General features: G+C 46.6%; 1 protein-coding gene. It reads right to left on the reverse strand.

Translation table 11 applies throughout. From position 1 onward, the window contains the following. Positions 1–5: 5 nt before the first annotated feature. Positions 6–16,088 (reverse strand): non-ribosomal peptide synthase/polyketide synthase, encoded by a 16,083-nt coding sequence (locus ABDB98_RS09360; RefSeq protein WP_438422064.1) that lies wholly within the window; start codon positions 16,086–16,088, stop codon positions 6–8. Between the last annotated feature and the right edge of the window lie 2 nt (positions 16,089–16,090).

The following is a 16,090-nucleotide window of genomic DNA, read 5'->3' on the forward strand; positions in this document are numbered from 1 at the left end:
TGTGATTAGAAATCCAATTCGATTGTGCTTGCGAGATGTTTACTTTTGTTTACTTTTTCGCTTAATTGAATGTCTTTTAAAGGAATGGATGGGTTTCTCATAATCGCCGAAAGGATCATGATGTAATCCTTGGCCAATACAGCAATGGTTTTCTTTTTAAACAGTTTCGTACAGTAATCAAAACTGCCCTGAATCTCATCTTGGTCCATTAAGAAGTTCAGCTGTAAATCAAACTTGGCTGCCGTCTCTGTTTGTTCATAAGGCCTGACTGCGAGAGAGTCCACTTCAATATCCGTTTGTTCGGTATTTTGCAGGACAAACATCGTATCAAACAATGGATTGCGGCTTAAGTCCCGTTTCACACCCAGTTTTTCAACTAATTCTTCAAAAGGATACTCTTGATGTTCAAAAGCCTTCAGCATGGTTTCTTTCGTTTCCGTTATATAATCCAAAAATGTCTTTTCCGCCATCGGAGCGGTGCGGATGGCTAATGTATTGACAAACATTCCGATAATGGGTTCCAAATCCGCATGCGGTCTCCCTGCAATAGGTGTACCGACAACGATATCATCCTGACCGCTGTATTTTGCCAGCAGTATGGAATAGGCCGAGAATAGAATCATGTAAGCGGTCGTTCCGGTCAATTCTTCCAGCTGCTTTATCCCTTGGGTGACAGTCTTATCGAGCGTAAAATTGTGCCTTTTCCCATCAAAGCTTCTAACCGGCGGTCTCGCAAAATCTTTCGGCAGCTCGAATGACGGGAGCTCTTCATGAAATACACCAAGCCAATACTCTTCCTGGCTCTTGATTCGTTCTCTTTGTTCTTTTTGATGTTTCCATTCCGTAAAGTCTTTGTACTGAATACGGAGCGGAGCTAACTCTTTGCCGTCATACAATTGAATCAGTTCTTCGACAAAAATATTCATGGAGGCGCCGTCCGTGATAATGTGGTGCATGTCAAACATGAAAATATGCAGGTCTTGTTCTAACTCGATGAGTCCGGCCCGAAGTAATGGAGCCTGGCTGAGATTGAACGGCCGCACGAAGATCCGGAAACATTCCTCAACCTCGTCAGCTGTTGCTTTGTATCTTTCCATCGAAAACTCCACTTGCGGTTTGATCACCTGCACCGGTTCTCCGCGGACCATTTCAAAACCGGTACGCAGCGATTCATGGCGCTGGATCAGTCTTTGGAAAGCGGTTTGCAAGCGATTCATGTCGAGTTTTCCTTCTAATGTAAGGATTCCCGGCATATTGTAGCTCAGTTCTCCGCCTTCTATTTGTGTTGACAGGTAAACCATCTTCTGCACGGACGATACGGGATAGACATCTTTTGCTTTGGCTTTCGGAATATAGTCCGGTCCGTTGGTTTCAGCTTCTGCAATAGCCTGTGCCATTTCTTCAACTGTCGGACATTGAAAGACTTCTCTTAATGAAATGTTTTTGCTGAATTGCTTATGAATTTTGGCGATGAGCGTCATCCCTCGCAACGAGTGGCCGCCCAAATCGAAAAAGTTATCTTTTACACCTATTTCTTTTACCTTCAAAACGTCTTGCCAGATGCATATCAGCTGCTCTTCCATATTCGTCCGCGGAGCAACGTAGTCAGTCCCCGTTTGCAAACCTGCTTCAGGCATCGGTAATGCTCTTCGATTTACTTTTCCATTGCCGGTTAGCGGCAGTTTCTCCAGCTGGATGAAGTATGAAGGGATCATATATCCCGGTATTTGGCCAGCAAGTTTTTCTTTCAGCTGACTGATCGAGAGTGATTGCTCTGCTGTAAAATAGGCATACAAATCGCTTTGGCCATCGGTATTTTCTTTTGCTAGGACAACTGCTTCCTGTACGTGCTTGAGAAGAGCGGCCTCCACCTCACTGAGTTCAATCCGGTAACCGCGAATTTTGACCTGGTGGTCCCTCCTTCCCGCATATTCAATGTTTCCGTTAGGAAGGTAACGGGCCAGATCGCCTGTTTTATACATCCGTTGATTCGAGTCATATGGGTGCGGAACAAAAGTATCGAGCGTCAAAGACTCCCTGTTATGATAGCCTCTGGCCAGGCTCACTCCTGAAATACAAAGTTCACCGATGATTCCGACAGGCTGAAGCGTTCCGGCTTCATTCAAAATGAAAATCTCCGTATTTGAAATCGGTTTGCCGATCGGCTGAAGCTCCTGATCTGTATCAGGATCGACGGTATACATGGTCACAACATGCGTCTCCGACGGACCGTAATGATTATGCAATGTGACTTGGTGGCGTGCCAGCATGTCACGCAGCATACTTGTTGCGATGAGCTGTTCTCCCGCAGCGATGATGTGATCCACGCACTCGGCAAACGGTTCGAAATATTGTTTCTCCGAGGCAAGAAGCTTAAGGAACGCGGTCGGAAGAAATGCTGTTTGTATCCCGTGCGTTCTGACAAAATCATTGAGCTGACGTATGTCACGTTTTGCCTCATTGCCGATGATAAAGAGTGTTCCTCCGCTTGAAAGCGCGGAGAACATTTCTTGATAGCAGACATCAAAGCTCATTGCGGCAAATTGCAGCACTCTGTCAAAGCGAAGCTGCGTATGATCCTGCTCATAAGCGAGCAGATTCGTCATCGTCTTGTGCTCCAGCTGAACGCCTTTCGGCTGCCCCGTTGTGCCTGACGTGTAAATAACATACATTAAATCATTTTCCGAGCAGAAAAGATTAAGATTGTCTGTTCTGCCTTGATATAGTAACGGATCATCAAGCAGAAGCGCTTCCCCTTCAAAGAGCGGCGGAATAGCGTGACCTGCACAAGTCAAAAGCACATCGGCACCGCTGTCTTTCAGCATAAAAGCCCGCCGTTCATCAGGAAGCTCCGGATCGATAGGGAGAAATGCTGCGCCGGCCTTTAATATGGCTAAAATGCCGATGATCATATGTGCTGAGCGATCCGTGAGAACGGCAACAACCTGATCAGTGCAGGCACCCTTATCTTGAAGAACGCGCGCCAGCTGATTGGAACGCTCATTCAGCTGACGATAAGTCAGCGTCTGATTTCCAAACATGACGGCTTCTTGATCCGGGTTACGCTCAGCCTGCTGCTCAAAAAGCTGATGAACCGTAGTCGGAATACGTGTTTCTGTTGCAGTATCGTTAAAGAGTTTCTGAATTCCACTCTTCTCTTCTTGGGTCACCATATTCAAACGAGCCAGCTCGGCCTCAGGCTGTTTGATAATCGAATCAACCAGCTGTTCAAAATGCCCCATCATCCGTTCGATCGTTTCCGGTTTAAACAGAGCCGTCAAGTATTCCATCGTGAACTGAATACCCGACTCTTCTTCCACAGCCGTTAAGGTTAAATCAAATTTCGCCATCGTATGTCCGTTTGGATATGGTTTGAAAGTGACGTCATTTATCTCTAACTGTTCCTGCTCCGTGTTTTGAAGCACAAACATGGTGTCAAACAATGGATTGCGGCTCAAGTCTCTGGCGATATTCAGTTGATCGATCAGCGCTTCGAACGGATAATCCTGATGTTCATAAGCTTTTAATGCATTCTCCTTCACTTCGGACAGATACTGAGAGAACGTCTTCCCTTTTTCAGGGTAATTTCTCATCGCCAATGTATTGACAAACATTCCGATAATCGGTTCCAAATCGGCGTGCGGTCTTCCCGCTATAGGGCTGCCGACAATAATATCTTCCTGGCCGCTGTATTTTGAAAGCAATAATGTATAAGACGCAAGGAGCACCATATATAAAGTCGATTCAGTTTGGGATGCCAGCTGCTTTAATCCGTCGCTTTTTTGCTTATCAAGCGTAAACTGCATTGTGGCTCCCGCAAAATCCCGTGCCGACGGCCGGATATAATCGGCCGGCAGATGAAGGACAGGAACGTCGCCGCTGTACAGCTCTAACCAATAGGCTTCTTGTTTTTGAATCTGCTGTAATCTCGCTTCGCCGGTCTGCCATACCACGTAGTCTTTGTACTGGATGCGCAGGGGCGGTAATGTCTCCCCTTCATAAATCCGGATAAATTCTTTGATCAATACGCTCATGGATGTTCCGTCAGAAATAATGTGGTGCATATCAAACATGAGAATTCCGCGGTCAGGTTGAAGTTCAATCAGCCCCACGCGAAGCAGCGGCGGCTCATCCAGGTGAAAAGGACGAATAAATTGGCGGATATAAAGGTCCGCATCATCTTCTTCCCCTTGGTACCACTCTGCTTCAAACGCCGCGTGATCCAAGACATACTGAACAGGTTCTCCGTCAGCCATTTTAAAACCGGTGCGCAAAGATTCATGGCGCAAAATCAGCGTGCGGAAGGCTTGCTGCAGCTTGTCACGATCAAGCTTTCCTTCCACAGCCATCAGTCCCAGCATGTTGTAACTGAGTTCTCCGCCTTCCAAGTGATTCAGGATGTACAACCGTTTTTGTGCTGAGGATACCGGATAATAAGGTCTTTTTTCAATTGCAGGAATCGCGGCATACCCGGTCAGCTCCGTCTTCGTGATCGTCCGCGCGAGCTGTTCAATGGTTGGGAAACGGAAGACGTCCCGCAAAGGAATTTGGACATGCATTTGCTTTTGTATTTTTGCAATCAGCGCCGTTGCCCGCAGGGAGTGTCCGCCGATCTCAAAAAAGTGATCTCTGATCCCCACCTGCTCTAATCCGAGGACATGCTCCCAAATTGCCGTCAGCTGAATTTCTGCCGAAGTTTGCGGCGGGACGTACTCTATGCCGCTGTCACGCTTTTTGACCGGAGCCGGCAATAACTGGCGATTCAACTTCCCGTTTGGCGTCAGCGGCATCTTATCCAGCTGCACAAAATGAGCCGGGATCATATATCCGGGTAAATGCCGGGCCATTCTTTCGCGAAGTTCACCGATCTGTATTGTCTTATCTGCTGCAAAGTATCCGCACAAGTAATATTCATCATCTGCATCTTTAAGGGCAGCTGCGGCGGCTTCTTGAATATCAGGAACGTTCAGCATCACCGATTCGATTTCACCGAGTTCAATCCGAAAACCTTGAATTTTCACCTGATGATCAATCCGGCCGATATATTCAATATTTCCATCCGGCAGAAGGCGGGCCAGATCACCGGTTCTGTACATTCGGTCCTCCGGTACAAACGGATCGGCAACAAATTTTTCGTCCGTCAGTTCCGGCAGGTTCAAGTAACCCCGCCCGACACCGTCCCCTGCAATATACAGCTCGCCTTGGACGCCCTTCGGCTGCAGCCGTTTTTTTGAATCAAGAATGTACATTCGGTTTCTGCCTAACGGCTTGCCTATAGGGACATAGTTTTGGCTGCGTGCCCACGCATCGGAAGAACATTCAATGTTGAACAGAGACGCGTCTACGCAAGTCTCCGTAGGCCCATATACATTGGTAATCCCAGGCGCAGCGCCATGATCGCCGAATAATTGCATGAGCTTATTTACCGTCGTTTTGGAAAGAGCCTCTCCTCCGATTAAAAGATGCTGAAGCGTGACTCCCTGCAAATCACCTGCAGCTATCAAAAGCTTTAAGTGGGCAGGTGTTCCGTCAGTGATGTCAATCGAATGCTGCCGATAGTAACGGCATAAGGCAGCACCGTCTGACACAATCTCTTTCGGAACAATAAACAAGGTATGTCCTGACAGCAAAGAAGCATACATTTGCTGAACAGAAGCATCGAAATAATATGGAGCGAGCATGGCTACATTCAGCTCCGCATCATAGGCAGAGTATACTTGGCGGCTCAGCCCTTCTATCAGGTGGATGACCTGGCGATGTTCAATTAACGTGCCTTTAGGCTTGCCTGTCGTACCGGAAGTATAAATGGCATAGGCCAGTTGACTGGACTGATAAGAGAGTGCAAGACTGCTGTCTTTTTCGTGATAGAAATGTTCCTCCATGAGATCGATACATGTTCCTGAGAAGCCGATGTCATCCGGAAGCTTCCCGCGGTAAAGCAATACGCTGATGCTTGAATCATTTAAAATATAACGGATGCGTTCAGATGGAGAATCAGGATCTATCGGCAAATATGCACCGCCCGCTTTTAAAACTCCCAAGATGCCTACAACCATCTCAAGCGAGCGTTCAGTCATAATGCCGACAAGCTGATCCGCCTGCACTCCTTTTGCCTGCAAGGTTCGCGCAAGCTGATTGGCACGCCGGTTCAGTTCTCCGTAGGTTAATTGCTTACCCTCGCATACAACCGCTGTATTGTCCGGCGTACGATGCGCTTGTTCCTCGAACCGCTCATGAATCGTTTGTTCGCGCGGGTAATCCATACCCTCAGATTGAAAATGGCTGACCAGATGTTCTTTTTCTTGCTGAGAGAGAAGCTCCAAATCTTCTATTTTGACAGACGGCTGCCGCAATACTTGCTGCATGAGCTGTTCAAAATGTCCGCTGAGCCGCTCCACTTCTGATTTTTCATATTCGTTTTCATTAAAACCGAAATGAACGGCCAGCTGTTCGCCGGGTATAACCACCACATTCAAATCATAGTGGGAGTGTTCCTGCATATGAAAATTCGTAATGTTCAGCTCCGTACCATGCTGTCCCGTCTCTTCGACCTGCTGCCCGATCGGATAGTTTTCAAAAATCATGATATGGTCAATCAGGTTCTGCTTTTGTTCCGTTTGTGCCTGAATTTCGTATAAAGGATAGGTATCGTACGATTGGGAAGACAGAGCGTTTTGTTGAACCATTTGCATCGCATCGGCAAAAGAGTTGTCCTCATCGCAGCAGACCCGAACCGGAATGGTATTGATGAACAGGCCGATCATCTGTTCCACATCAGGAATTTCCGCCGGCCTTCCTGACACGACACTGCCGAAGACAACGTCTGCGGACCCGCTGTATTTCTGTAATAAAATTCCCCACACCGTTTGGATCAAGGAATTTAAAGTCACTTGATGCTTATTTGCGATCTGCTGTAATTGTTTTGTCTGTTCGTGATCAAATTGGCAGATCACATTGGCATAAGCGTATTCTTTTTGTTCATGCTGCGGTGTTTTATGAAGAAGCGTGGTTTCACCTTTATATCCTTCAAGATACTCGCTCCAGTACCGCTTTGCTGCTCCCTGATCTTGGCGGTCAAGCCACTCGATATAGTCGCTGTAAGGAGCCGCAGATGGCGGTTCTGTTTCCCTGCCTTCCTGTAAGGCGCTATAATGATCAAACACTTCCTTCGTGATAAGAGACAGGCACCAGCCGTCCATGACAATATGATGAAAGCTCCAAATCAAATGATAGTTGCTGCCTTCCGTACGGAAAATCGCTATGCGCATCAGCGGATCGCGAGTCAGGTCAAATCCTTTAGCCCTGTCTTCTCTTTGATAGGCTGCGATTGCATTCTCACGACGGTGCTCCTCTATGTCGCGCAAATCTGTAAAATGAATTTGCGGTTTTTGTGTTTTATAGACAATTTGCAAAGGAATATCGTTCCAGCCGCTGTGAAAACGGGTTCTGAGCACGGCGTATCTTTCAAACAATCGCTCCAAGCTTTGTTTAAACCAATCAATCTTTAACTCTCCCTGCAAATCGAACGATGCTTGTTCAAAATAAGAATGTGAGTCCTCGTCCAGCAAGCTGTGGAAGAGCATTCCTTTCTGCATCGGAGTGAGCGGATACACGTTTTCAATCTCACCTGCATGCGGCAGTTGAACGAGGAGCTGATCCAATTCGTCAATGGACATGCCTTTTAACAAAATATCGCTTGGCGTCAGTTCTGATTGTTTTTTATGAACGCAATGCGTAATGATTGTGCGCAGGCGGCTTTGAATCGTTTCCGATAACCGCATGATCGTTTCTTTTGCGTACTGTTTACTGCTGTAGCTGATCGTAAGCTTCAGCCGGCCCTCGGTTATCATTCCGTTTATATTCAATACATACGGTCTTTCTTGATTTACGCTTGAGTCTGAACCGCAAGAATAAGAAGATAATTGAACTCCATGCTGCTGTAAATCTTGGTCAAACTGTCCCAAGTAGTTAAAGCTGATCTCAGGATCGAGTTTCGATGGCAGTCCGCCGCTTAAGTACCTTGCTATGCCATATCCGATCCCTTTATGCGGAATTTGGCGCAGTCCTTCTTTGGTCGTTTTAATATAATCAGAGATTTCTTTGCCTGGCTGCGCGTGCAGCACAACCGGATACAGACTTGTAAACCACCCGACCGTGCGGGAGATATCCATATCTTGAATGATCTGTTCTCTTCCGTGTCCCTCTAAATGAATCGGAATCCGGTCAAGCCCCGACCAATGGGATATGGAAAGACCAAGAGAAGTTAAAAGCAAATCGTTTATTTCCGTGTGATAAGCGCGATTCGCTTGTTTTAATAAGAGCTCTGTTTCCTCTTTCGTCCATTCCACAGTTGCTGTTTCACTGTCTTTTGCAGTTGTATGGGTTTCCTGAAAATCTGTAGGCAGCGGTTTTACTTCGGTTTGTTCGATCTTTGTCCAATATTCCTGTTCTTGTTTTATCGTTTCACTTTGCGCATATTCTGAAAGTCTCTTAGCCCATAATTGGAAAGAGTCTGTTTTTTGCGGCAGTTGAATCACTTGCCCGTTCTCGGCTTGCCTGTAGCCGGTCACGAGATCCTCCAGTAAAATGCGCCATGACACCCCATCTACCATCAAATGATGGATGGCGATGAGCAAATGATCCCCGTCTGCGCATTGAAACAATCCGGCTTTCATTAACGGGCCATCACTTAAATGCATACTGCTTTGTATCTCATCAGCCTTGGCTTCAATGGTCTGCCCCGGGTCGGATTCTGCTGTCAGATTCAGGACTTCAAGGTTGTACAGTCCGCTTTGGGCGATCTCTGCATTCTGTGCCTCGTAACCCTTTTCCGCAGTCTGGAACGTTATCCGGAGCGCATCGTGATGTTCTGCAAGCTTTTGCAGGGTTTGACGAAGCGGCGTTTCCCGAAAACCTTCCGGCGCATGCAGCATGACGGCTTGATTATAATAATGCGGATCTATTGTTGTTTGTTCAAAAAACCAATGCTGTATAGGAGTCAGGCTGACTTTTCCTTTGACCTCACCTTGATCGGCTGTACGCAGATTCTGCTTGATATGCTGACTCAATTCGGCAATCGTAGCATATTGAAACAAGTCTTTGATTTCCATTTTGTATCCGCTCTGTTTTAATCTGGATGACACTTGGATTGACTTAATGGAATCTCCGCCAAGTTCAAAGAAATTATCAAGAATACTGATATTCTCTGCGCCTAATACCGATTCCCAGGCAGAAACTAATATTTCTTCCGCTTTTGTTCGGGGAGCTTTATACTCTGCTCTGTCCTGCAGCTCGAAATCCGGAGCCGGCAGTCCTTTTCTGTTTATTTTTCCGTTAGACGTTAAAGGCATTTCATCAAGCTCGATAAGATAAGCCGGAACCATATAACCCGCCAGGCTGTGTGACAATTGTTTGCGGAGCCGGGCTGCGGTTGTTTGCCCGCCGCTTACGTAATATGCACACAATTGTTTAAACCCGTGGGCGTCTTCTCTGGCTGTAACGACAGCTTCCTTGACCGCTTCTTCTTGAAGCAGCGCTGCCTCAATTTCGCCTAATTCGATACGATAGCCTCTGATTTTCACTTGTTCATCTATTCTGCCCGCATATTCAATGTTTCCGTCCGCCAGCCACTTCGCCAAATCTCCGGTCTTATACATCTTGGCTCCGGGTTCAAACGGGTCATCGACGAATTTCTCTGCCGTCAATTCCGGTCGGTTCAAATATCCTCTTGCTACACCGGCGCCGCTGATATAGATCTCTCCCGGCACTCCGATCGGCGCGGGTTTCATATTTTCATCAAGAACGTAAATGCTCGTGTTAGCCGCAGCGGTTCCGATCGGTACCGATTCCCGTCTGTCCGTTGCGGCATCGTAACGATAAATCATGCAGCCGACAACGGTTTCCGTCGGTCCGTACTCATTGCATATTTCAATCCGGCCTTCGAACTGTTCATGAATACTTTGGGCTAACCGGGTGCTTAAGTTTTCTCCGCCCACAATCATTCTTCGGACAGCCGTTTGATCGGCGATGTTCATTTCCTTCAAGACCTGCAAATGGGCCGGGGTTAATTTAATGATATCCACCCTCGGGTCCCGCACAATCGATTCAAGCAGAGCTGTTTTATCCTCTCCGTCATAGACGATGATCGTATTGCCTGTGATAAGCGGGGTGAAAATAGAAGTCACCGTCAGATCAAAAGAGATGGACGAGTACAACGGGAAGTTGGCTTTCTCGCCTTTTACATAAACTTCTTTCGCCCACCAAATATAATTGGTCAAGCCGCGGTGCTCGATTAATACGCCTTTTGGCCGCCCTGTGGAGCCTGACGTATAAATGACATACGCCAAATGGCTTGCATCACTTATCGGTGCAAGGTCAGAGTCATCTTGGTGATAAGAACTTTCATCATCCAGTAAAATTGTGATGCCTTCATAGGAAAGCTGTTCCCTGACATCTCGCTGCGTCAAAACGATTCCGGCTTGGGAGTCATCCAGCATATACCGGATGCGGTCTTGCGGATATTCCGGATCTATAGGGACATAGGCGCCGCCTGATTTTAAAACGGCAAGGATCCCGACCACCGATTCGATGCTGTTTCTGCTGATGATGGCTACAGGATGATCCGCCTGCACTCCCTTTGCTCTTAACGTTCGCGCCAGTCGGTTTGCCCGCTTATTGAGCTCTCCGTACGTGAGCTGTCTGTCCTTATCGATGACAGCCGTATGATCGGGCGTACGCTGCGATTGCTCTTCAAATAATTGATAAACCGGCGTCTGTGGAAACGGTGCATCCGTATCGTTAAGCGCCTGCAGAAGGGTTCTTTTTTCGCCTTCCGTCAACAAATCTACTTGATCCACCCGGATATCTGCATCTGTCACGACTTGATGCAGGATTTGCATGAAATGTTCCCGAACCCGCTCTATGCTTGCCCGCTCATACACATTGGCATTGTATTCAAAAGAGATGTTCATCTCGTCGCCCGGTATGACGGTCAAATTAAAATCGTAGTTGGTCTGTTCTTCCATTTGTACGTTGGAAATGGTGATAGATGATCCGTTTTGCCGGCCTATGCTTTCCATATACTGATCAACCGGATAATTTTCGAAGATCATTAAATGTGTAATTAAATCTTGCTTTTGCGTTGTACGCGCCTGAATGTCGTACAACGGGTGTGTCTCGAATTGTTGAGACGCTACAGCCCTTTCCTGCGCCTCTTTCATAAGCCCGGCAAACGTTGTCCCCGCTTCACACCGGAACCGGACGGGAATGGTGTTAATGAATAAGCCGATCATGGTTTCCACGTTTGGAATTCCAGCAGGTCTTCCGGATACAACACTTCCAAACACAACGTCCTTGCTTCGGTTATATTTCTGCAGCAAAACCGCCCATGCCGTCTGCAGCAGCGTGTTCAGCGTGACATGATGCTTGCCTGCCGTCCGCTTCATTTTCGAAGTGAGATCGGAGCTTATGTCACACGTCACTTTTTCAGGAACGTATCGTCCGTCTTCCGCTGCATGGTGATCCTTAGGAAGGCCGGTTTGCTCCTCATATCCCTCCAAGTACTGATCCCAATAAGCCGTGGCCTCTTTCGCATCTTGCCGGCCGAGCCATTCAATATATTGACTGTACGGAGTAATTGATGATTGTTCAGGCTGCTTTTGCTGAAGCAAGGCAAAGTAATTCTCGAATATTTCTTTTGTAATCAGCGGCAGACACCAGCCGTCCATCAAAATATGGTGGAAGCTCCAGATAAAACGGTATGTCTTTTCATCCGTACGGAGAATGAATAACCGCATTAACGCGCCTTTCTCTAAATCGAACCCCCGCATCTTATCTTCTCTGGCATACTGCTGAATCATCGCTTCTTTTTGTGATTCCTTCATCTCGCGTAAGTCAATGAATTGAAAACCGATCTTTTTCGTTTTGAATATGATTTGCAGCGGCTGGTCTTTCCAGCCTCTGTAAAAATTCGTCCGGAAAATATCATATTTTTGCGATAAGACATCCAAGCTTTTTGAAAATGAATCAATCTCCAGATCTCCATGCAGATCAAACATCGTTTGCTGAAAATAAGCACCTGAATTCGGATCAAATAAGCTGTGAAACAGCATGCCCTTCTGCATCGGTGTTAATGGATAAATATTTTCCGCCTCGCCTAATTCAAGTGTCTGCTTCAAAAGCTGTTCCAGTTCGTCGATTGAGATATCTTTTAACACGATGTCACTTGGTGTGAGGGAAGTCTGCTGCCGGCTTACGCAATGTGCAATGACTTCTTGCAGACTTTCTTTTAAACCTTTGGCAAATTGCGTCATAGTCGATCTTTCGTATTGTTTGCTGCTATAGCTCAGTGTCAGTGATAATGTCCCTTCAGAAATCATGCCGTTTAAATCAAGCACGGCTGTTCTCTCTTGGTTTTCGTTCATTGATAACCCTGTGGAAAAAGGCGATATGCGCAAAGCCTGATGCTTCAGTTTTTGATCAAACTGACCCAAATAATTAAACGATATTTCCGGATTCAGCTGCAGGCTGTCGGCTTCGGGATGCCCGGATACATATTTGATGATGCTGTAATTCATTCCTTTATCCGGGATACGGCGCAGCCCTTCTTTCACGGTCTTAATCCGCCATGACAAGTCTTTTCCGGCTTCCATCCTCAGTGCGACAGGGTACTGGCTTGTAAACCATCCGATCGTGCGGGAAATATCCGCATCCGGAATAATCGGTTCTCTCCCGTGGCCTTCCAAATTTACGACAATGTCTTCCATGCCAGTCCACCTGTGAACGGCGAGACCTAACGAAGTCAGCAGCAGATCATTGATATCCGTGTTGTAGGCGCGGTTCGCTTGTTTTAACAATTGCTCCGTTTCCTCTTTTGTCCATTGAATCGTCACTTCTTCGCTGTCTCTTAATAATGAGCCTTCGCTTATTTTGTCTTTAGGTAATGGCTGCGGCTCTGTGTTTGAAAGCTCGGCCCAATAAGCAATCTCCTCTTCCATGTCGGTTTCTTTCGCATATTTGGACAATTGATCGGCCCAGTATGGAAACGAATCTGTTTTTTGCGGGAGGCGGATCGTTTGTCCGCGCTCTGCCTGCTCATAACCGCTTGCAAAATCTTCGAGTAAAATGCGCCACGATACTCCGTCAATCACCAAATGATGAATTGCAATCAGCAAATGATCTCCGTCAGGGCATTGGAACAAACCAAGCTTCATCAAAGGCCCTTTGTCTAATATCATGCTGCTTTGAATCTCATTCGCTTTATCGGAAATTGCCTGAGCAGGATCGGTTTCGCCTTTATAATTCATCACTTCCAGATGATATAATTCACTTTCATCCGTTCCTGTAATTCGCGGAGCGTACCCGTTCGGTGTTTTTTCAAAAATCATCCTAAGGGCATCGTGATGCGACGCGATCCGTTCCATCGTCCGGCGAAGCGGAGCCTCTTTCAAGCCTTCCGCCGAATATAACATGACGGCCTGATTGTAATGGTGAGCTTGCGGCATTTTTTGTTCAAAAAACCAATGCTGTATCGGGGTCAGGTTTGTGCCGCCGGTCACTTCCTCTTGATCAGCCATCCTGCCGATCGGCACGACAAATTGACTTAGTTCTGCAATCGCGGGATATTTAAACAGATGTTTCATATCAACCTTGTATCCGGCTTGATACAATCTGGATGACACCTGAATTGATTTAATCGAATCTCCGCCATAATCAAAGAAATTATCCATAATTCCGATACGTTCTGCCCCTAATACATCTTGCCAGATGGACGTCAGCAGTTCTTCTGTTGTGTTCCGCGGGGCTATGTATTCGTTATCTGTCCGCGTATTTTCTTCATCAGCAGGCAAAGCTTTCAAATCAATTTTTCCATTGGAAGTGAGCGGTATGCGTTCCAAATGGATAAAGTAGGAGGGAATCATATAATCCGGCAGTTTACGGGATAATTCGGCTCTGAACTGCGCAGCCACAGAAGGCTCGCCGACATAATAGGCATACAATTGCTTGGCTCCGTCTGCGCCTTCTCGCGCAATGACTGCAGCTTCACGAACGTTTTCCAGATTGAACATGGCCGCCTCTACCTCGCCGATTTCGATTCGGTAGCCGCGGATTTTCACTTGATGATCGATCCGCCCTGCATATTCGATTCTTCCATCTGGCAGCCATCTGGCGAGATCCCCCGTTTTATACATCTTTTGACCGGAGAGATGCAAATGCTGAACAAATTTTTCCTCCGTCAGCTCAGGCCGATTGAGGTAGCCGCGGGCCACTCCCGCTCCTCCGACATACAGCTCTCCCGGTACGCCGATTGGCTGGATTTGCTGGTGCGCTCCTAAAATATAAGCTTGATGGTTGGCCACCGGTTTGCCGATTGTGATCTGTTCATCAGCAGACTGAACAGGGTGAAAGGTCGATACCACGCTGTTTTCTGTCGGTCCGTATTCATTATTGATCCGAATGTGAGGCTGCAGGGAATACAGCTTCTCAACTGTATCTGTTTCCAGCTGCTCTCCGCCTACAACAACATGCTGAACATGAATGAAGTCGTCAGCGTTCATCTCTTCGATCATCGTTTTCAAAAGACGGGGAGAAGTTGAAAAATGTGTAATCCGCTCTTGTTTCAAGACATTTTGAATGGCGAAAAGGTCTTTATTTTCTTCATTCGGCAAAAGGTGCAAAGTCGCTCCCGAAATAAGCGGGCCGAAGAAATTTAAAATGAACGCATCAAAAACATACGGGTATAAGACAAGCACGCGATCCGCTGAAGAATGCTTGAAAAACGCCTTCTTCCACTGGAGCGAATTCACAATACCGCCGTGTTCAACCATGACTCCTTTCGGCTTTCCTGTTGTGCCCGACGTATAAATGACATAGGCTAAATGGCTGTGTTCCGCTATCGGTGATAACAATGAGCCATCCGCATGGTATGATGTTTTGTCATTTAAATCAATCACCGGTCCGTCAAAGGTGAGGCTGTTTTTTAAATGATGCTGAACAAGGAGAACGTCTGCATTCGCATCCTGAAGCAAATATTGAAGCCGCTCGTTTGGATATTCAGGGTCCAGGGGCACATAAGCGCCCCCCGTCTTCCAAACGGCTATGATTGACACGATCACCTCTAACGAACGATCAGCCAGAATGGCGACCAATGTATCGGCTTGAACCCCGCAATTACGCAATGTTCTTGCCAAACGGTTCGCCTTTTCATTCAATTCCCTGTACGTCAAATGGGCGTTTTTAAACTTGACCGCCGCGTGCTCAGGCGTTCTTTCTGCCTGTTCTTCAAATAATTGATAGACGGTTCTGCTCCCGGAGTAATCTCTGCCGGTATCGTTAAAATCAAACAATAGTTTCTGCTTTTCCGCTTCGGGTATCATTTCTGCCGTATGGATCTCTGCTTCAGGCTGAAACAGGATCACAGACAGCAGATGATCCAAATGGGCTGTCATTTGATCCATATAGCGCTCATCGTACAGATTGCCGTTATAAAAAAGCTTTAAATGAATCCCGTTGTTTTCCAAATCAAAGTGAAACAGCGTATCGGATGCAATGTCTTCTTTAAATTGCAAAGAATGAATTTCATTAAGCGAAACGACGGTATGAATCAGCGGCAGACGCTCATCATTGTATTGCACGTTTAGATGCTGAACCATTTTTCTAAACGGCAGGTTTTGATTTTTCAGTGAATCATTAACGGCTTCTTTCAGCTGTTCAAACACGGTTTTAAATGTACTCTCGTTTGAAAGCGTATTTTTCAAAAGAACAACGGAGTTAACAGCTGACTGACTGCTTTTTTGCTTCGATACCGTTGGAATTCCGAGAATCAGGCTCGTTCGATCGGTATATTTATACAGCAAGCATTCAATACCTGACAATAAAATCAGATAGGCCGCCATATCGGAATGATTCGCCATTGTCATGATTCTTTGAGATACTTCCGGAGATAAGGAACGGCAGATGCATTTTTCCTGGTAGCCGGTACGGGCCAATGACGCTTTATCCGCTGCTTTAAAGTAAGGGAATGCGCTTAGTCCGTCTTCTTCATCAAACAGGTTGTCCCAGTACGTTTCTTGGTTTTTAAATACCGACATTG

Source organism: Bacillus siamensis (genome assembly GCF_051628075.1).
GTDB classification, from domain to species: Bacteria; Bacillota; Bacilli; order Bacillales; family Bacillaceae; genus Bacillus; species Bacillus siamensis.